The organism is uncultured Alcanivorax sp., from assembly GCF_947258575.1.
GTDB lineage: Bacteria > Pseudomonadota > Gammaproteobacteria > Pseudomonadales > Alcanivoracaceae > Alcanivorax.
Map to the genome: position 1 here is coordinate 1 of NZ_CAMYIV010000001.1, position 18,469 is coordinate 18,469.

The following is an 18,469-nucleotide window of genomic DNA, read 5'->3' on the forward strand; positions in this document are numbered from 1 at the left end:
CCCAGCAGGCGGAGCCAAATAAGAAAAGGGCTTATCCATCGGGTAAGCCCTTTTTCTTTACCCCAATGATGGGTCGCCCTGCGGTCGACGGTTAATCATTGGTGAATTCAGCGAATTCACCTGGTTCGAGCCCAGCAGGCGGAGCCAAATAGAAAGGGCCTACCCATCGGGTAGGCCCTTTTTTGTCTCAGGGTTTCAGCAATCGCGGTCGAACGACCGCTCCCACAGTGACTCTGCAGCCTCAAGCCTTGCTGGGGGAGCGGTCGTTCGACCGCGAAACCCGCTCAGCCCTTAAACCCCTCCGGGTTTCGCTCCTGCCAACGCCAGTGATCCTGGCACATAGCTTCAATGCCACGCTCGGCTTTCCAGCCCAGTATGTTTTCCGCGTAGGCGGGGTCCGCATAGCAACTGGACACATCACCCGGCCGACGCTCGACGATGTCATACGGCACCGCTTTCCCTGAGGCCTTTTCAAAAGCTGCGATCATTTCCAGTACGCTGTAACCTCGCCCGGTGCCCAGATTCACCGTCAGCAAGCCCCCCCTGTCTTCCAGCGCAGTCAACGCCGCCAGATGGCCCTGAGCCAAATCCATGACGTGAATATAATCACGCACACCGGTGCCATCCGAAGTGGGGTAATCTCCGCCAAACACATTCAACTTCTCTCGCTTGCCAACCGCCACCTGGGCAATAAAAGGCATGAGGTTATTGGGGATTCCATTGGGATCTTCCCCAATTTCACCGCTTTCATGGGCACCGGCAGGATTGAAGTAACGTAGCAGCGCGAGCCGCCAGCGGGGATCGCTGCGATAGAGATCACGCAACATATCCTCGATGTGCAGCTTGGTCGCCCCATAAGGGTTGGTCGCGCTTAAAGGAGAATCTTCCAGTATTGGCACGCTGGCCGGATCGCCATAGACCGTTGCCGAGGAGCTGAACACCATGGTCCTGACGCCGGCAGCCTCCATGGCATCCAGCAATCGCAACGTACCGGTGACATTGCAATCGTAGTAACGCAAGGGCTCGGCAACAGACTCGCCCACCGCCTTCAGCCCTGCAAAATGAATCACCGCACCAATATCATGATCAGCAAACAGGGTTTTCAGGCAATCTTCATCACGAATATCGCCCTCAATCAGAAGCACTTGTTTGCTGGTCAGCGCCTCCACCCTTTTCAGGCTCTCCACACTACTGTTGCTGAAATTATCCAGCACCACCACATCGAAGCCTGCTTCCAGCAGCAGGAGCACGGTATGAGAGCCGATGTAACCGGCGCCGCCGGTAACCAGAATACGTTCCATGGTCTCGTCCTTAAGTCAGGCTGCAAATCAGGGTTATGGTCACACAAAGCGGAAGGAGAGTCAGGCAGGAAGGATGTAGAAACGTTGCCGTCGCAGGTGATAACAAACAACCGCTCCCACAGAAGCCATGAATCTCAGAATCAGGCTTTGCTGTGGGAGTGATCATCCTGTTGCGATCAACCCGGAACGTTAGACAATAGCCGCGATCAGTTGCTTCACGCAGGCTTCAATATCGTTCTCGGCGGTGTTCACCACCAGCTCCGGCTTCTCCGGCGCCTCATAGGGGCTATCGATACCGGTGAATTCCTTGATGATGCCCTGACGCGCCTTCTGGTACAGGCCCTTGGGATCGCGCTTTTCGCACTCTTCCAGCGGTGCATCCACGAACACTTCAACAAATTCGCCGTCTTCGAACAGCGCACGGGCAGAATCACGGTCAGCGCGGAACGGGCTGATAAACGCCGTCACCACGATCAGGCCTGCATCCACCATCAACTTGGCCACTTCAGACACACGACGGATATTCTCGGTGCGGTCTTCATCGCTCATGCCCAGATTCTTGTTCAGGCCATGACGCACATTATCGCCATCCAGCAAATAGGTATGCTTACCCTGCTCAGTCAGCGCCACTTCCAGCGCATTAGCCAGCGTAGACTTGCCGGAACCAGACAGACCGGTCAGCCAGATACACTTGGGCTTCTGGTCCTTGACCTTGGCACGGTCATCCTTGGTCACATTAGACTCATGCCACACGACGTGGGCTTTCGATTCGTTCGCTTTCTCTTGGTACGGGGAAGACATAATTACCTCTCTGTTCAAAGGGCAGCTACAAGCCTCAAGCTACAAGCTGCAAGGAAAAACACACCGGACTGCAAGCCCGGCACCACTATTCAATCATTGCATCGTTCGGATAATCGCGAACAACATTCTCGACAGTTGCTCTACTTCATCAATCCATCGACTACCGACATCTTCAGGGATGTACCCGATTCGACTGCCAATATGTACTTGTGTCCGTAATTCGCCAGCGGAACCCTTTGCGTAATTCAGAAACAGGGCTTTCTCTCGATCAGAGTGTCGCTCATAACCCTCAGCAATGTTCGAAGGCAACGATAGCGACGATCTTGTTATCTGATCTCGGAACCCAAAATCACGGTGACCCGCAAAGTGTTCATAAACCTCAACGCTCAGCTCCACCGAACGCTGCCATACCTCCAACTTTTCAAACCGCATCCTTGCTCCTTAAAACTCCCGTCCCTGGGAACTTTCCAGATTACCCCAATCGAATTTTGTAGCTTGTAGCTTGTAGCTTGTAGCTTGTAGCTTGTAGCTTGTAGCTTGTAGCTTGTAGCTTGTAGCTTGTAGCTTGTAGCTTGTAGCTTGTAGCTCGTAGCTCGAACCTCGCGACTATTAAAACCCCCAGACAAGGGGAATCACCGTCAACGTAATCACCGCCACCACCACACTCATCGGAAAGCCGATCTTCAGGTAATCGCGGAAGGTATAGCCGCCTGGGCCCATGACCATCAGATTGGTCTGGTAGCCCAGCGGGGTCATGAAGCTTGCTGAAGCAGCAAACATTACCGCGACAATGAATGGCATAGGGCTCACGCCCAGTTGTTCCGCAACGCCCAAAGCGATGGGGAAAACCAGCACGGCGGCCGCGTTATTGGTGATCATCTCCGTGAACATGGCGGTCAGCAGGTAGACAATCACCAACGCCATCCACGGGGAAAGGCCACTTTCCGGTATCACCTGCTCCACAATCCATGCGGCTGCGCCACTGCTTTCCATCGCTCGGCCCAGCGCAAAAGAGGCACCGATTACCACCAGTACCGGCAGATTCACGCTCACGTTCATGCGTGAGCGGTTTACCGTCACACAGCGTGTAACCAGTAGCAGACCTGCGGCGAGCATGGCCGCTTCCAGGGTCGACGCCAGCCCCAGTACATTCGCCATCACCATGGCCACCAGCACGCCGACCGCAACCGGTGCGCGGCGGAAATCCGGTGGTGTGGAATCCTTCAACGGGCTTACCAGCATGAAATCCCGGCGGTAGCGATACTGCTCCACAAACTGCTCACTGGTTTCCAGCAGCAGCGTATCACCCACTTTCAACACCAGCTCCCCCACCTTTCCGGGCAAGCGCTGGCCACTGCGGCTAATACTAAGAATGGCGGCTTGATAACGAGTCCGAAAGCCGGTTTCCTTTACCGTCTTGCCGATACCCGGAAACTCCGGGCTCAACACCACTTCCACCAGATGCCGCTGGTGATTGTTCAAGGCCAGCTTGTGCGCACCACCATGAGCCGCCTGCAGACCATTGATTCGCTGCAATTCCCGGGCACACTCCGGCACCCCGACAAAGGCCAGCAGATCCCCTTCCTGCAGAGTCATCTCCGGCCCCACCGCCGGGAACAGGCGCTCGCCACGCTGAATTTCGGTGAGATACCCGTAGGTCAGATTACGCAAACCTGCATCCTGAATAGAGCGTCCTGCCAGCGGACTCCCCTTACCTACCAGCATTTCCACATGATATTCGCGGCCATGCTCCCACTGTTCCACCATGCCCTCACGCTCAGGCAGGAGAAAACGACCAACCAGCAGCAGAAACAGTGAGCCGCCCAGCAATACTGGGATCCCTACCCAGGCCACATCGAAGATCCCGAACGCCTCCATGCCTCTTTCCTGGACCAGGCCATCCACGACAAGGTTGGTACTGGTGCCGATCAAGGTACAGGTACCACCAAGAATGGCCGCATAGCTCAGCGGTAACAGCAGCTTCGACGCAGACAGGCGCAGGCGCTGGGCCCATTCCTGCACCGCCGGAATCATCATGGCCACCACAGTGGTGTTATTCAGGAAAGCACTCAGCAGAGAAGCTGGCGCCACCAGCCGCAACTGGCTGGCAAACACGGATTTCGGCTGGCCCAGCAGTCGGTGCGCCACCCAATAAATGGCACCGGTATCACGCAAGGCGGCCGCCACCACATAGAGCGCGGCAATGGTCATCAAGCCCGGGTTGGCAAAACCTGAAAGCGCCTCGCCAGGGGAAATCACGCCAGTTACCAGCACCAATACCAGTGCGGCCATCATGGTGATATCCGCCGGCACCCGATTACTGACCAGCGCCCCCAGGACCGAAGCCACGATAAGCAGGGTTATCAGGATATCCATATTCACGGGGCGAATTCCCTCAGAAGACCACCAGGGCCATGGGTTGCGCAGAAAAAAGGCATTTTACAGGGAAAAAGACATATAAGAAGGGGAATTCAATTCGAAATAGCTATAAGCAAAGAGGCCCGGAGTCCGCCAAACCAATCCGTTGGAGCCTCGCTCGCACGGCGAAGAGGTCATCAACCTTGTGCCTTCGCCTTGCGAGCGAGGCTCCAACAATGTGAGAAGCCGACTAGTCCGCCAAAGCCCGGTTATCCGACACCAATCTGGGCAACTCCCGGGTCTGCATACTTTCCAGCGAACGACTGCCATTAGTACCCGGCTGGTAGCCAGCCACATAGCTGCGCAGCAGCGCTTTAAGGGCGTTCTTGTCGCCTTTCTCCAGGGCCTTGCGGAACGACTCCAGCGCAAACTGGATTTCATCCCAGCTCAGCCTCTCTTCGGTAGCCTGCATGATCATTTCATGCTCCGTGCCCACACTACACTCACCGATCAACAGCTCCTCATAGAGCTTTTCACCCGGGCGCAGGCCGGTAAAGGCAAGCTCGATATCCCCATTGGGGGTTTCGTCATCTTTCACTGACAGCCCCATCAGGTGAACCATGGTCCGCGCCAGATCCACGATCCGAACCGGCTCACCCATATCCAGCACAAACACCTCACCGCCTTTAGCCATGGCACCGGCCTGAATCACCAGCTGGGACGCTTCGGGGATGGTCATGAAATAACGGATCACATCCGGGTGTGTCACCGTCAGTGGCCCACCACGCTGAATTTGATCCCGAAACAGCGGCACCACTGAACCGGAAGAGCCCAGCACATTACCAAAGCGCACCATGGAAAAAACGGTATCGGATCCACGGTCCGCCATGGCCTGCAGCACCATCTCAGCAAAACGCTTGGTGGCTCCCATCACGTTGGTGGGGCGTACTGCCTTGTCAGTGGACACAAGAATAAAGTGCTTCACCCCGGCCGCTTCTGCGCCCTGAGCCGCCTCCAGCGTACCGAGAATATTATTACGCACCCCTGCTGAGGGGTTCGCTTCCACAATCGGCACATGCTTATAGGCCGCAGCGTGGTAGACCGTATCTACCCGGAACTCCCGGCATACCCGCTCGATATGCCCCCGGTTCACCACCGAGCCCAGCATGGGAAACAGGTCTACCTGAAGCCCTTTGGCGTCGATAAACGCCGCCATCTCTTTTTCAATGGCGTACAAGCTCAACTCGCTCTGCTCAAACAGAATCAGGCAAGAGGGCTTCAATTTCAGAATCTGGCGACACAATTCACTGCCGATAGAACCACCGGCACCGGTGACCAACACATGTTTGCCGCTGATACAACGATGCAGCAACTCCTGCTTGGGCGGCACCGAATCACGGCCGAGCAGGTCCTCAATGGACACATCCTTGATTTCTTCGATGCGCGCCTTGCCGCTGGCAATATCGGAAAAGGCAGGCACCGTCTGCACCCTCACATTCAGGGTTTCCAGCCAGCGCACAATCGCCATGCGGCTGGTACGACTCAGGGACGGCACAGCCAGTAACACCGACGTAACCTTGCCGCGCCGACAAGCCTTCTCCAGCGCCTTGCGGTCTACCACCGGCACCCCAGCCAGCAACGTGCCCTGCTTGTTATAGGCATCATCCACCACCATGGCGGGGAACATCTCGGCACTGGACTGCAGGCCAGCCACCAGCTGGGCACCGGCACCACCGGCACCAAACACGGCCACCGGCTGACGGTTCAACGCCCCACCCAGCACATACACCAGGAAACGCCGCATCACGAAGCGACTGCCACCCAGATATAACAGCGAGAGCATGCCCCAGATCAGAAATACCGAACGGGGTACAGCAGCATCCGGAATCATGTAAGACGCCGCAGCCAGCACGACCACAGAGGAAAACACCCCCGTCATCATGGACCAGGCCACTTCGGCGCCCAGGTAACGAACGATGGACTTGTAGAATCCCGCCAAGTACAGGGCCGGGATCAACACCACCGGTGCAGCCAGAAAAATCCAGAGGTCATGAATCGGCGGAGTAAACGAATTGAAACGCAGCGAAAACGCCAACCAGACCAGCAGCGGCGCGGCCAATACATCTGCAGCAAGCATCACTGCACGTTTTGACCGCCGAGAGAGGGAGATCAGTCTGTAGACCGAGGGGTACAGTATTGTAGAAGGCATCGGGTCCATCCATGTGACCAAGCGGCCAGCGTCAGCGCAAAAGTCTAACCGATCAAATGTGACACAACGCACATTTCAGAATCGGGCCAGCATTATAAGCGCTTTTTGGCATTATCCAATGGTCATTCGTCTTATGAATACAATTCACAACAAGTATTTGACACTTAATATAATCACTTCAAGCCAACCGGATCTGCAGGGACACCAACAACTCCGGCGTATTTTGCGATTGATTACAAAGCAGCCCGCCCAAGCTCCAACCACCATGTCAGCAAAAACCTACAAGCGCCCCCACCTTTCACCGACATTCAGCACACGCCAAAGCCACTACCCTAAGCAAAACATCGCCCCTCCCTGTAGGAGCTGAACTTGGGCCGCGAAAGGACCAGGCTTTCCAAACGGCCCACACACCAACACCCACCCATTCACCAAGGCCCAACCATGCCCCTTTACCGCGCCAGCTTCCGCCACACCTTCAGCAACGGAGACACCGTAGAACTCACCTCCAAGCCCTACCCCGCCCACAGCTGGGACCGTGCCCGCCAACTGGCAGACGCCTTCGGCTACGAAGACGTCCGCATCGCCGTGGTGGATTACCCCCAGCACGGCGTGCGCAAAGAATATGCCATGCTAACAGAAGTGAAATAAGCTCCCCACTTCATTGTCGGAGCGGTCGTTCGACCGCGATTGCTACGTTTGAGATGAAGTGGGCATACGGTAATTCTTGATAGAGCTCAAACTGCCCTCCCCAGCACCTCTCTAAGCACAGAACATGTCTTCTCAATCTCAGCCTCAGTCAATGTCGGATGAACCAGGAACATCAACGAAGACTCGCCTAACGCCTTCGCCACCGGCAACCGCTCTTTCGGCCCAAGCCCAAGATCCGTAAACGCCTTCTCCAGATACACCTCAGAGCAGGATCCGGAAAAACAAGGCACGCCTTCCGCCACAATAGCATTCATGATGCGATCCCGGTCCCAGCCATCTGCCAGCTTGGCCTCATCCACAAACACATAACACTTGTAGCCAGCATGGCCAATCTCTGCCGGCACAACAGGCACACGCAACCCCGGCAATGCCGCTGCAGTCTCCCAAATCGCCTGGCAATGTGCCTTGCGGGCAACAGTCCATTCCGGCATGCGTTGTAACTGAATGCGCCCAATAGCCGACTGCATTTCCGTCAGGCGCCAGTTAGTCCCCACAGACTCATGCAACCAGCGAAAACCGGGCGGATGATCACGCTCATACACGGCGCCCCAGCTCTTGCCATGGTCCTTGAAGCTCCACATGCGAGACCAAGAGTCGCGATCATTGACCGTAACCATGCCACCCTCTCCACCAGTAGACATGATCTTGTCCTGGCAGAATGACCAGCACCCTACATGGCCAAGGCCGCCAACCGGCTTTCCTTTATAGGAGGCGCCATGTGCCTGGGCGCAGTCTTCAATGATGAACAAGCCATGTTGATCAGCCAGCGCCATCATGCCGTCCATATCACAGGGCCAACCAGCCAGATGCACACACACTACCGCCCGGGTTTTGGTGGTAATCACGGAAGCCACTGTCTGCGGGGTAATGTTCTGGGTATCCGGGTCCACATCTGCAAACACCGGTACCGCCCCAGCATTAATCACCGCAGTAGCCGAGGCCAGGAAGGTCCGGGGCGTAACAACAACCTCATCTCCTGGTCCAATACCAAGTCCTTTTAAGGCAAGATCCAGGGCCAGGGTGCCATTTGCAACAGCAATGGCATACTTGGTACCGGCAAACGCCGCGAATTCCTTCTCGAAATTGCGTCCTTGCTGCCCGGTCCAGTAATTGACCTTGCTGGAAAGCAATACACGAGAAACCGCATCGGCTTCTTCCTGGGTAAAGGAAGGCCACGGAGAAAAAGGGCCGTTAAGCATGAAAACCTCGAATAGAAAAATTAACGCGGACGGGCAGGGGTGCCCACCACTGTCAAACCTTCATCAATATCAGAAACAACGGTAGCGCCGGCACCGACTGTGACGCCATCACCAATTTGAACAGCCTGAGTTACCTGACTACCAATGCCAATCCAACTGTGAGCACCCACAGTCACTGCACCCGCTAGGGCAGAAGCCGGGCATATATGGCTATAAGCGCCTACGATACAGTCATGGTCAATGCTGGCACGGGTATTCACAATTACCCCCCGTGAAATCCTGCTGTCCACGTTGATGACCGAGCCAGCAACTACAAGCACACCCGGCTCGAGAGTGGCATGTTTGCTAACCACAGAAGAAGGATCAATCAGGGAAATCAGAGGCATCTCACGAGCAATGAGCCATTCGCACCACTGTTCACGAGCATGGCTATTTCCTATGGCGACAAAATAGCCATCGCACGCATAATTATCTGCATGCTCAGGTACAGCGATTATAGGCCAATGACCATGAGAGCTACCGTCCACTGAAAACCGCGGATCGAAGAACACAACCTCAGACCAACCTGCACGCTCAGCGGTATCCGCTACTACCTTGCCATGGCCACCTGCACCGATAACACCAAGACGTTTATTCACTTATGACGACCCAAAAATTTCGGCATAGTGGCTTCGCCGTCGTGACTAATCCCATCGCGTTTGAAAACCTGCAAGACCGTAAGAAAAAGAATTTTGATGTCCAACCATAGGGTTCGATTTTCGACATACCAAACATCAAGCTCAAATTTCTCTTCCCATGACAATGCATTGCGACCGTTTACTTGCGCCCAACCGGTAATTCCTGGGCGGACTTCATGGCGGCGGGACTGCCTCTCAGAGTACAAGGGTAAATACTCCATTAGTAAAGGGCGGGGGCCAACCAAGCTCATGTCACCTTTAAAAACATTCAGGAATTCAGGCAACTCATCTAAGCTCGTTGAACGGAGGAAAGCCCCAAAAGGTACGAGCCTGGCAGAATCAGGCAATAAGTTACCGTCGCCATCACATTCATTGGACATAGTGCGAAACTTGACCATCTCAAAAGTGCCCCCACTCAAACCCGGCCGATTCTGTTTAAACAAAACGGGGGACCCGATTTTAATTCGGACCAATAATGCCACGATCAAAAAGACGGGCAATAGGAATAACAGTGCAAGAAAAGAGACAATCAGATCAAATAATCGCTTTAGAAACATAAATTCAAACCAAATCAATTAATGATTGAACGATAAAAATCAAGTAGCGCATCTAAATAGCGGCTTCGCTCGTATTTACTCACAACAATCTTCCTGCCATGACGACCCATGTCTTTAAGCTTTTGCCTAGAAGTATGGAAAGCCGAAACCATAGCGCCACGCAATAAATCTACATCTTTCGTCGGAACGAGCCATCCAGTTAAATCCTGAATAATCACTTCATTGGAACCACTAACATTCGTAGATATCACAGGAACTTCAAGTGCCATAGCCTGCAAAACCACATTGGGAAACCCCTCCCGATAACTGGGCAGGACCAGGACATCTGAAGATACAACAAAGCGCCGTATATCACTCTGAAAACCCATAGAGTGTATTCTAGGATTAGAGTCAATTTTATCAAGAGTCGGCTGATCAGGCGGAGCAGTAGCATCTAGCGCTCCGATCATAATAAGCTCACATTCATGAGGTAGACCCTCAAATGAGGCAACAAGCTCTTTAATACCTTTATCTTTATTGATTCTGCCAACGTAACAAAAAACAAAAGAGTCAGGAGAGAGCAAAAAATTACTCATCTCTAGGCCTGCATCCCTCTCATCACAGGAGCCCCGAGAGAAGTGATCAACATCAATGCCTGCAACGTTTCCGTTTCCGATAACTGAGACACCTGCGGGAACGACTTTATTATTAATCAAATCATTCATCACTCCTTGGCTTTCAGGAATGATAATAGTTGAAAAAAAAGCGATCACCCGGTCAACGAAAAGCAGCAAACGGCGGCGCAAGCCAACAGCCGTTGGGAAAACCAAACCAGTGAAGGTATGAACACGATGCGGAGTTCTGCACAACCAACCAGCGGCCATCGCAATCAAGCCTGCTTTAGGCGTGTAACTATGAATAACATCCGGGCGAAACCTGATAATCACCATGATCATTCTAAACAAAGAGTAAAGATCGAAAAATGGAGTTATCCCTCTTTTCATAGGGACACAGAAAACATTTCTTGATGACGACAACGCCAAATCATTAAAATGCTCATCTCGGGAACAACATAAACGCACATTGAAATGGCCCGAGAGAAACTTTTCTTGGCCAGCCAAAATAGTGAGTAACGTTTCTGCAGTAGTTGTCACGACGAGAATCTTGCTACCCTTATCCAAAGTTAATCCTCAACATATCACGGCAATCGAAGTCAATTTCTTTGATTCGGGAAAAGCCTTTCAGTAACTCAAAAATATCAATCAAAATAATTGGACCTGATCTCAAATAAATACTCTAATCAATTGGAGCGACGATAACGCTAACCAGTAAAAAACAGGATTCTCACTCAAGGTGAAAACCCGCGGAAGCCATGAACGCTCTACACCACCATCTAAAAGCGGAAAGTAATTACCTGTAGAGATCACTAAACCGAATTATCCAACCTTCTTTTTTTACCGATAACCGAAATAAGAAGGAATATAAGCATGGGTACAAACATCCATTTTTGACGTAAAGCTATTCCTAAATTAGCAGTTGTCAGCGCCAGAATCAGCCAAGCGCCCAGGGCATAAGTCCACATAAAAGTACGATTTTCGCCAAAACCGGATTTTCTACCGCGCAGCAACGCAACACCACCAAAGAAAAACAGAATAAGTAGAATCAGATTATCTAGCGACGCAGCAAGTTCAAAAACACTCCTGGCCTCAAAAAGCACAGGCCTGAAAAGATATGTGAACAACTGCATTGGCAGACTCATTGAGGCCAGATCCACCCCGCCACCTCCTTCAGTGTTATAAGACTGCCTCTTGTCTATATAATCCGTGAGCGCCTCGACATCTACCACCTCACCGACACCTGCATATCTAAGCGCAAATGGCACCAACGCAGCGGCGGCCCCCGCTGCCGCAAACCCGAACACAGATTTTTTTAAAGCTGATGCCTGTGGGTCCATCAAAGCAGAGATTGCAATGCCAATTACCATTATGCCAGCCATATGTGGCCTAACGACTAGCATTGAAAGAATAGCAAATGTCATTAACAGCCCACGCCGGGAGAGTTTTAGTGAGCTCCAAAGCGCCAAACCTGTTGCCATAAAGGAAATAGCATCTTTCCCCAAAGCTGATGACCAAAAACTCACAGACGGGAGAAATATGATCAGCGGTACCAAGACACGGACACGCCAGGTCTTGTCAGATGCAGCCTGCTTAAGGCTACCCCAGAATGCCAACAACCCTATTTGGCCAAAGATATTGAAAACAAGGAACGTACCCAGTATGGAAAGGCCCATACCGGAAACCAAAAATGCTGACATCGCTCTTACAGCTGCGGTACCTACAGAAATCTCACCATTCCACGATTGGCCATGGAGAAAGTATCCAACAGCATCACCACCGGAACGTAGAACATACCAGCAGTACAGCAAAGAAAACCCTGTATGCCACAGATATAGCAAGAGGGATTTTCCAGTCTTGACACCAAACCGTCTGCCAACAGGAACCGTAACGAGTGCTCCAAAAAAGAAAATCGCGGTAGCACTTAGAACGTGATAGGCAGAGGAAACGATTTCCATCTATGTCACCTTTGACTTTGACGTCAATCTTACAGAAGGAAATATTAGGCTCATGATGATTCGCCGCTAGCTACAATAGATTTATAGTGCAGCAAATGCATATCAACGGCCTCGTTGATTTCATAATCTCCCGAGAAATTAAGAGCATTACGAGAGAAAGAGGCTCTTAATTCAGGATTATCAACCATTCTCTTAAGAGCCAGGGCATATGAATCCACGGTCAAATCATCCACAACAAAACCATTCGCACATTTGTGAACGACTTCAGCACAACCTCCTACGTTAGTAACAATCACCGGCAAACCAGTGAGTGTTGCCTCAATGAGAGCAATAGGCAAACCCTCCCACGCGGATGACATAAGGAATACATCACTTTGTGCCAGTATCTCTCCAACGTTTGAAACATTACCCAGGAATTGCAACTGATTACGAATTCCTAAAGAATCAGCCAGGGATAGTAAGTGCTCCTTCTCAGGCCCCTCGCCGGCGATCAGCAATTGATGATTACTATTTTTTAGGCTCCCGAACGCACCAAGCAAAAGAGATAGGTTCTTTGGTTCTCGTAAACTACCAACGAAGACACAAGTAACATCAGATCGAGGCTCTTCCATCGCAGTTAGCTTTGGAAAAATACGTTCTTTAGACACCGCATTATTTATCTGCGTCACCTTTCTGCTGGAACCATCAAGGAGTTTTTTGCAGGCTCCACAGATTGCGATATAAAAGGCCACTTTAAAATCAAAAACACGGTAAAAAAACTTGGGAACTCCAAGCCTGAAACTATGATGGGTATAAACCACCGGAACTCTGAATACAAAAAAGGAAAACAGAACTGCATAGTAAAGGTGGCAATGAATAATATCCGCAGAAAATGATTTTACAATTTTTCGAAAGCGAAAACCGCCTAACCAAGGTTTCTTCCGGGCTTCTTTACCTATAAAGGAATAAGAAATTGATTGAGCGGATAAAGACTCCAGGAAGGATTGTTCAAAATCTGCATCCCGTCCACTCTCAGCTGCTGACTGGAGAAAAACCACATGAACATCATGCCCCTTGCGACGCATCAGGATCGACAAATCACGAACGTAAGTCTCCGCCCCACCAGCGGCTGGAGATGAAACAAAATGCAAAATCCTCATATTAGGCCCTATTCGAACTCATAACCAAACAAGTCTATATCTTTGCTATAAACCGAACGGACAATATCCACCATTTTATTCTTCACGTAATGTTTTTGATATACATTGGTCTCTCGATTTCCAGTACTATTTTCATTGCCGATAATAATCTTTCTATTCAACTTTTCGGATAGTATAGAAACTGTATCGCCCATCAATTCAACGAAACCTAAGTGATCCACCATTGGCTGGCCAGACTCATTACAAACAAAGTGCCACTGTGGCCTAAAAACAAAATCTAGATCGACCACATTCTGCTCCGGCAACCAATCACAAATGAAACGCTCAAAAGATTCAAACTCGGGAATTTGATACTGAGCGGGTTTATCTATACCCATTGAGTCGGTCCGGCCTATACAGGCAAAGCGATAAGCAGAAAGGACTCTAGCCCAGGGATTTCTGACCAAGGAAAAGGTAAACGCCCTTCTGTAGAGAGCAGGGAATGTGTCTCGAATTTCAGTAGCCGAATAATGGCCTAGAGTCCGTCCATAAAGTGCTTTATTGACACTGGTACCTGCCGCCTTAGGGACATGAACAAAAATACAACGCTCCCTCCGCCAATAGGGGTAACGCCGATACAAGTTAACTTTATGCCTGATCTGATTTAACATGTGTCACCAAATCGATATACTTTTGAGCTACAGTCTCTTCTCTAAAGTTTTCTAAGTGTTTACGAAGCTCATTCTGAGAGAAGAAAAGGGGGTTATTGACCTCTTCCTCAATTGCTGCAGAAAAGGCATCAACATTACCTACAGGAACAAGTCGACCAAACTTCCCATCAGCCAATATTTCTCTCGGACCAGAAGCGCAGTCTGTTGATATAACCGGGATCCCAGCGCACAAAGCCTCAACAATAACATTTCCGAAACCTTCCCAATCTGAGGAGAAAACAAAAAGATCACTTTGAGAAAAAACAGCAGCAAGATCTTCTGAAAACCCTTTAAGCTGAACCGATTCATTCAGGCAGTTTAAGTCTATGTATTTCTGTAAATCATCCTTAAGCTCACCTTCACCATAAATATCAAGAAAAACCTCTTTGTCGAACCTATCCTTAACAACAGAAAAGGAATCAATCATTAAATAATAATTTTTTGCTTTAGTTAGTCTCCCTGCAGCAACCAACCTTATTTTTTCTTTATTATTATTTCTATATTTACAAGCCAGCTCTTCACTGTCAGCAATGACGGGGTTATATATAGTTGTCGCCTTACTATCAGTAAGGTTATAATAATCCAATAGAGACTGCTTACCGCCATCAGAAACCGCGACTATTTTATCGGCAAAATCACAAGCACGGATGTGAAGATGTCGTATAAGATAAAAATAATAGCTTTTCTTTATTTTAGAATCACGCGCAGCCAAATTCGTATGAATGGTAGGAATGAAAACAGCTTTCTTTCTAGACAACTTCAGTGCAATGTAAGCATCGATATTAGGGGTATCAGTAAAACTAATGACGGCATCAAAAAAAGATTTGTCTATCAACTTTTTTAAATTAAAGATTCTTTTTACTAAGCCATATCCATAAGCTCTCACCAAAGTCACGGCAGGACTAATTTTATAGTTCTGAGCCTCACCTCCAGGCCGATAATATATAGTTACGTGCTCGCCTTTACTTGACATGGTATTAGCCAAATTAACGGCAACTTTTTCAGCCCCTCCACCCCCGAGACCGGCACACACGAATAGTATATTCATAAGTACGAATCATCTATTGAGCAATGTTTTTTGGCCGGCACGCCAAAATATATCGCATCTGCCTCTACATCCTTAGTTACAATACTCCCTGATCCGATTACAGCCCGATCCCCAATCGTCACACCACCCAGAATTGTTACATTTGATCCAATCCAAACCTTATCCCCAATCTTAACATCGGATGAAGCAGAACCTCTCCCGACAGCCTCTCTATATATCAAGCCATGCGAGACACACTCAACTGAAACATTGGGCCCTATTTGGCAAAATTCTCCAATCGTGACGTTTGCCGTACCCATCTCAACTCTGAAGTTAAAATTAGCAAACGTGCCTGAACCGATTTTCAGGTTTTTCATTGATTTTTGAGGCCAAAAGATATGTCCTGGCCGGATATTTACCCCGACCCCTAGGCCGACACCAGTTTTTCTTATAACGTAACTTCTGACCTTTAAAAAGGGCTTTTGGTAAAAAATACTAGCGGAAAGGAAGGTAAGTACAAAATAAAAAAAATGATTTTTCATGTTACCTCATAATCACATATTTATTGCCGAGAACCTTTTTATATAGCATATAGTCATCACCATATTTTTTCATAATGATGGATTTTGCTTCTTGGGAAAGATGCTTGCTACAACCATATGTCTTACTAGAGTTCTCATGCGGAAGAATCAATTCTTCCTTTAGTATATCTTTCGCGAAGCTTTCAAAATTATTTCGCAAATCATCAAAATTAATAGCCCAAACTTTTGATAAATCCAAACCATTCAATGTGCAGCTCACAGATCGAAGAAAGTAGTTATCATCTATTTTTTTTCTCGAAATATAGTCAGTAACAAAATCATCTACAGAAGCATAATTATTTACTGCAGGCAACGTGCTCGTACCAAACCTCTCATGCAGACCTTTTATGTAGCTAAATGTTGAAATTATTCTTTGTTCAGGATCTCTAAATATAAAATAAAATATTTTTTTATTTTTAAGGAGAGGGTATTCTTTACTCAAAAAACTCCATGTCGCATGGCCAGGCTCATTTCTAGAATAAGCAGCAGCCACACTGGTGCCACCAGACTTGGGGATGTGAATGAAAAGGGACTTATCATTTATCCACTGCTCTCTTGATCCTGAGTTTTTTCTTAAATGACGCTTCTCCAGAATTTCATCAGGAGTGATTGCTATGAGGGAATTAATGATACTAGCTGATAACTTATTCATTTAATGACCTTAAAACTAAAATGCCAGTGTATTTACGCCAAGTTGCTTTTTGGCATAGAGCCAAAAAACCACGTTCTGGATCAACAGAAGCAACACATAAGCAAGCGCAGCACCCACGAGTGAAAAAATTGACGTCAATATCAATGAAAAAACAAAGTTAACCGCAGTGTTAATAACGTTAACTTTAACTACATACCCCTGGCTATTAGACATGTTGAGCAGCAATCCAACTGAACCAAAATAGCTATTAACAAGCTGCCCCAAAGATAGAATTACTAACGGTGCATATGTAGCAAGATATTCATCACCATAAAAAAACGACAGAAGCCACTCGCCGAAAATTAGATAAATCATCACTACCGGCAACGCCAGCAAGAAAACCGCTCTTGCCGATTTCTTCATTACTGACTGCAACTGACCAAACTTTCTTTCATGGTAGGATCTTGATATATGCGGACCTAATGCTTTATTGACAGCAGCCAAAGAGAATGACACAAAGCCAGCAGCTCTAATTGCGACTTCAAAGATTCCAACAGCAGCAGCTCCCTCAACCACAGCGAGTATATAAATCGCCAAGCGGCTTTTAATATTATTAACACCCATATTCAGCGAGAACGATGCTCCTTTTTGGAGCCACTCTCTTCCCTCAAAGCATATGCCCTTGCCTCTGAGCGCTGGACCGAGTTTCTTTATTGAAATAGCTAAGCCAATAAAAAAGGAAATTGATGCTGATGCAAAATGCAGCATCATGGCATCACTTGGATTGAGGCCATTAAGTAAAGTAAATACGGTTATCAAAACTATAAATACGACTTGTCTAATAACAAGGTCCGGGATTTGACCAATAACTACTAATCGAAACCCCTCAAGCAATGCACTTCGAAGCGCATTAAGCCCAAGAGCAGGCAGTAGCAGAGCCCCCCAGAATATCGTTCTCCAAAGTTCATAATCCAAACTATCTTTGGCAGTGAAATATAGCACACATAATGTGACACCAATGATAGCCGAACCCGCAATGACGAACTGATTGGATCTCACTACCAAGCCATTTATCGCAGCATAATTCTCTTCAAGTTCATATTGCGGAATAAACCGCACCAGCAACATGGGAAAGCCAAGTGTAATCGGTATCGAAACTAACATTACTGTGGAAAGAACCACAACATAGACACCGTATTTTTCAGCCCCCAAATCTGAGGCAAGCAAAACACTTACGGCTAAAGCAAGAAAGAGGTTCGTCACCTGAATCACAAGACTGCCAACTGAGGAAGCCTTTAAGGATTTATTACTAAACGAGATCATGGGCTATCTTTCATACCCTAGAAGTTTTATTTCCCTAGCAGCCATGAGGTCAACCATTAAAATTTGCTCTTCAGTCAAAACTTCACTGAAGTGACCGCCACTTTTTCTGACTCCTGCTTTCGCTTTATACTTTGGCAATTCGAGTTTCTTAGGCAAGCCAAGGACTAACGAAATATCCTCGAGTGAATCAGCCATTTCTTCATATTTGTAGACAGCATTAACAGCCTTAATTCCTCCTATCGCATAAAGATCAAAACCATTTATGCCCTGTTCCATTCCGTTATTCATAAAATCTTCTATTGAAGAATAACGATCACTCCTATTCAACCAATAGTATAATGAAACAAACTTATCCCAGGGATTGCGATCGAAACAAAATTTATAATATGAATTCCAGACATCGCGATCCAGCAAAGCCTTGATTTCACTTGCAGGCATATGATTATAAAAACCAGCAGGCTTCCCCTGTAAAAAAAGCTTTGCCCAATCTATTTTTTTATATTTATTAAGTGGCACCCGATAATTTTGCGGGCCTCTAAATCCGAGATCACTTCTTATCTTTTCATCTGATTCCGAAATGGGAGTAATGATATCTTCATCACCACAAAATTCTGACAGGGCTATCTCAATTGAAGTACCTGCAGTTTTCGCAGTTTTAATAAAAATAAACTTATGCTTATGGGAAACAATCATTCTTTCTTACCCGAGATATTTATTC

Annotated in this window: 18 protein-coding genes; 1 reads left to right on the forward strand and 17 read right to left on the reverse strand. The window is 48.5% G+C overall.

The window, feature by feature from the left end:
* Window positions 1-284 precede the first annotated feature (284 nt).
* The 5 genes from galE to Q0Y02_RS00025 all read right to left on the reverse strand — a co-directional run bounded on the left by galE (window position 285) and on the right by Q0Y02_RS00025 (window position 6,597).
* Window positions 285-1,301 carry a UDP-glucose 4-epimerase GalE gene (galE, locus tag Q0Y02_RS00005; protein WP_297762629.1) on the reverse strand — a complete coding sequence of 339 codons (1,017 nt, stop codon included), beginning with the start codon at window positions 1,299-1,301 and terminating at the stop codon, window positions 285-287.
* 189 nt (window positions 1,302-1,490) lie between these two features.
* Window positions 1,491-2,102 (reverse strand): adenylyl-sulfate kinase, encoded by a 612-nt coding sequence (gene cysC / locus Q0Y02_RS00010; RefSeq protein WP_297762631.1) that lies wholly within the window; start codon window positions 2,100-2,102, stop codon window positions 1,491-1,493.
* 93 nt (window positions 2,103-2,195) lie between these two features.
* Window positions 2,196-2,534 (reverse strand): four helix bundle protein, encoded by a 339-nt coding sequence (locus tag Q0Y02_RS00015; RefSeq protein WP_103916407.1) that lies wholly within the window; start codon window positions 2,532-2,534, stop codon window positions 2,196-2,198.
* A 177-nt stretch (window positions 2,535-2,711) separates the two neighbouring features.
* On the reverse strand, window positions 2,712-4,484 hold the full coding sequence (locus tag Q0Y02_RS00020; RefSeq protein WP_297762635.1) for an SLC13 family permease: 1,773 nt from the start codon (window positions 4,482-4,484) through the stop codon (window positions 2,712-2,714).
* Window positions 4,485-4,710: 226 nt separating this feature from the next.
* On the reverse strand, window positions 4,711-6,597 hold the full coding sequence (locus Q0Y02_RS00025) for a nucleoside-diphosphate sugar epimerase/dehydratase (RefSeq protein ID WP_297762637.1): 1,887 nt from the start codon (window positions 6,595-6,597) through the stop codon (window positions 4,711-4,713).
* A gap of 513 nt (window positions 6,598-7,110) precedes the next feature.
* Here Q0Y02_RS00025 and Q0Y02_RS00030 point away from each other — a divergent pair.
* Complete coding sequence (locus tag Q0Y02_RS00030; protein ID WP_297762639.1) at window positions 7,111-7,317, forward strand: hypothetical protein; 207 nt, start codon at window positions 7,111-7,113, stop codon at window positions 7,315-7,317.
* Between the two features lie 86 nt (window positions 7,318-7,403).
* On the opposite strand, the gene Q0Y02_RS00035 is transcribed toward Q0Y02_RS00030, so the two are convergent.
* The 12 genes from Q0Y02_RS00035 to Q0Y02_RS00090 form a co-directional block, all read right to left on the reverse strand.
* Window positions 7,404-8,576, reverse strand: a complete 1,173-nt coding sequence (locus tag Q0Y02_RS00035) for a DegT/DnrJ/EryC1/StrS aminotransferase family protein (protein WP_297762641.1) — start codon at window positions 8,574-8,576, stop codon at window positions 7,404-7,406.
* 20 nt (window positions 8,577-8,596) lie between these two features.
* Window positions 8,597-9,214 carry an acetyltransferase gene (locus tag Q0Y02_RS00040; RefSeq protein ID WP_297762643.1) on the reverse strand — a complete coding sequence of 206 codons (618 nt, stop codon included), beginning with the start codon at window positions 9,212-9,214 and terminating at the stop codon, window positions 8,597-8,599.
* Complete coding sequence (locus Q0Y02_RS00045) at window positions 9,211-9,810, reverse strand: sugar transferase (protein WP_297762644.1); 600 nt, start codon at window positions 9,808-9,810, stop codon at window positions 9,211-9,213. The genes Q0Y02_RS00040 and Q0Y02_RS00045 overlap by 4 nt, the downstream gene beginning before the upstream one ends.
* A 14-nt stretch (window positions 9,811-9,824) precedes the next feature.
* A complete protein-coding gene (locus Q0Y02_RS00050; RefSeq protein WP_297762646.1) occupies window positions 9,825-10,943 on the reverse strand; it encodes a glycosyltransferase family 4 protein in 1,119 nt (372 codons plus the stop codon).
* A 272-nt stretch (window positions 10,944-11,215) separates the two neighbouring features.
* Entirely contained in the window at window positions 11,216-12,361 is a 1,146-nt protein-coding gene (locus tag Q0Y02_RS00055; protein WP_297762648.1) for a hypothetical protein, read from the reverse strand.
* A gap of 50 nt (window positions 12,362-12,411) precedes the next feature.
* Window positions 12,412-13,500, reverse strand: a complete 1,089-nt coding sequence (locus Q0Y02_RS00060) for a glycosyltransferase (RefSeq protein ID WP_297762650.1) — start codon at window positions 13,498-13,500, stop codon at window positions 12,412-12,414.
* Window positions 13,501-13,508: 8 nt separating this feature from the next.
* Complete coding sequence (locus Q0Y02_RS00065) at window positions 13,509-14,150, reverse strand: sulfotransferase family 2 domain-containing protein (RefSeq protein WP_297762652.1); 642 nt, start codon at window positions 14,148-14,150, stop codon at window positions 13,509-13,511.
* Entirely contained in the window at window positions 14,128-15,237 is a 1,110-nt protein-coding gene (locus tag Q0Y02_RS00070; RefSeq protein WP_297762654.1) for a glycosyltransferase, read from the reverse strand. Before Q0Y02_RS00070 ends, Q0Y02_RS00065 begins: the two co-directional genes overlap by 23 nt.
* On the reverse strand, window positions 15,234-15,758 hold the full coding sequence (locus Q0Y02_RS00075; RefSeq protein WP_297762656.1) for a DapH/DapD/GlmU-related protein: 525 nt from the start codon (window positions 15,756-15,758) through the stop codon (window positions 15,234-15,236). Before Q0Y02_RS00075 ends, Q0Y02_RS00070 begins: the two co-directional genes overlap by 4 nt.
* Window position 15,759: 1 nt before the next feature.
* Window positions 15,760-16,449, reverse strand: coding sequence for a hypothetical protein (locus Q0Y02_RS00080; protein ID WP_297762659.1), 690 nt, complete (start codon window positions 16,447-16,449; stop codon window positions 15,760-15,762).
* A gap of 15 nt (window positions 16,450-16,464) precedes the next feature.
* Window positions 16,465-17,751, reverse strand: coding sequence for an oligosaccharide flippase family protein (locus tag Q0Y02_RS00085; RefSeq protein WP_297762661.1), 1,287 nt, complete (start codon window positions 17,749-17,751; stop codon window positions 16,465-16,467).
* Between the two features lie 3 nt (window positions 17,752-17,754).
* Entirely contained in the window at window positions 17,755-18,444 is a 690-nt protein-coding gene (locus tag Q0Y02_RS00090) for a sulfotransferase family 2 domain-containing protein (protein ID WP_297762663.1), read from the reverse strand.
* Between the last annotated feature and the right edge of the window lie 25 nt (window positions 18,445-18,469).

Excerpts from the sequence above, each read along its gene's own strand:
- galE (WP_297762629.1), bottom strand. The coding sequence starts at position 1,301 with ATGGAACGTATTCTGGTTACCGGCGGCGCCGGTTACATCGGCTCTCAT.
- cysC (WP_297762631.1), bottom strand. The coding sequence starts at position 2,102 with ATGTCTTCCCCGTACCAAGAGAAAGCGAACGAATCGAAAGCCCACGTC.
- Q0Y02_RS00015 (WP_103916407.1), bottom strand. The coding sequence starts at position 2,534 with ATGCGGTTTGAAAAGTTGGAGGTATGGCAGCGTTCGGTGGAGCTGAGC.
- Q0Y02_RS00025 (WP_297762637.1), bottom strand. The coding sequence starts at position 6,597 with ATGCTTGCTGCAGATGTATTGGCCGCGCCGCTGCTGGTCTGGTTGGCG.
- Q0Y02_RS00030 (WP_297762639.1), top strand. The coding sequence starts at position 7,111 with ATGCCCCTTTACCGCGCCAGCTTCCGCCACACCTTCAGCAACGGAGAC.
- Q0Y02_RS00035 (WP_297762641.1), bottom strand. The coding sequence starts at position 8,576 with ATGCTTAACGGCCCTTTTTCTCCGTGGCCTTCCTTTACCCAGGAAGAA.
- Q0Y02_RS00045 (WP_297762644.1), bottom strand. The coding sequence starts at position 9,810 with ATGTTTCTAAAGCGATTATTTGATCTGATTGTCTCTTTTCTTGCACTG.
- Q0Y02_RS00055 (WP_297762648.1), bottom strand. The coding sequence starts at position 12,361 with ATGGAAATCGTTTCCTCTGCCTATCACGTTCTAAGTGCTACCGCGATT.
- Q0Y02_RS00060 (WP_297762650.1), bottom strand. The coding sequence starts at position 13,500 with ATGAGGATTTTGCATTTTGTTTCATCTCCAGCCGCTGGTGGGGCGGAG.
- Q0Y02_RS00065 (WP_297762652.1), bottom strand. The coding sequence starts at position 14,150 with ATGTTAAATCAGATCAGGCATAAAGTTAACTTGTATCGGCGTTACCCC.
- Q0Y02_RS00070 (WP_297762654.1), bottom strand. The coding sequence starts at position 15,237 with ATGAATATACTATTCGTGTGTGCCGGTCTCGGGGGTGGAGGGGCTGAA.
- Q0Y02_RS00075 (WP_297762656.1), bottom strand. The coding sequence starts at position 15,758 with ATGAAAAATCATTTTTTTTATTTTGTACTTACCTTCCTTTCCGCTAGT.
- Q0Y02_RS00080 (WP_297762659.1), bottom strand. The coding sequence starts at position 16,449 with ATGAATAAGTTATCAGCTAGTATCATTAATTCCCTCATAGCAATCACT.
- Q0Y02_RS00085 (WP_297762661.1), bottom strand. The coding sequence starts at position 17,751 with ATGATCTCGTTTAGTAATAAATCCTTAAAGGCTTCCTCAGTTGGCAGT.
- Q0Y02_RS00090 (WP_297762663.1), bottom strand. The coding sequence starts at position 18,444 with ATGATTGTTTCCCATAAGCATAAGTTTATTTTTATTAAAACTGCGAAA.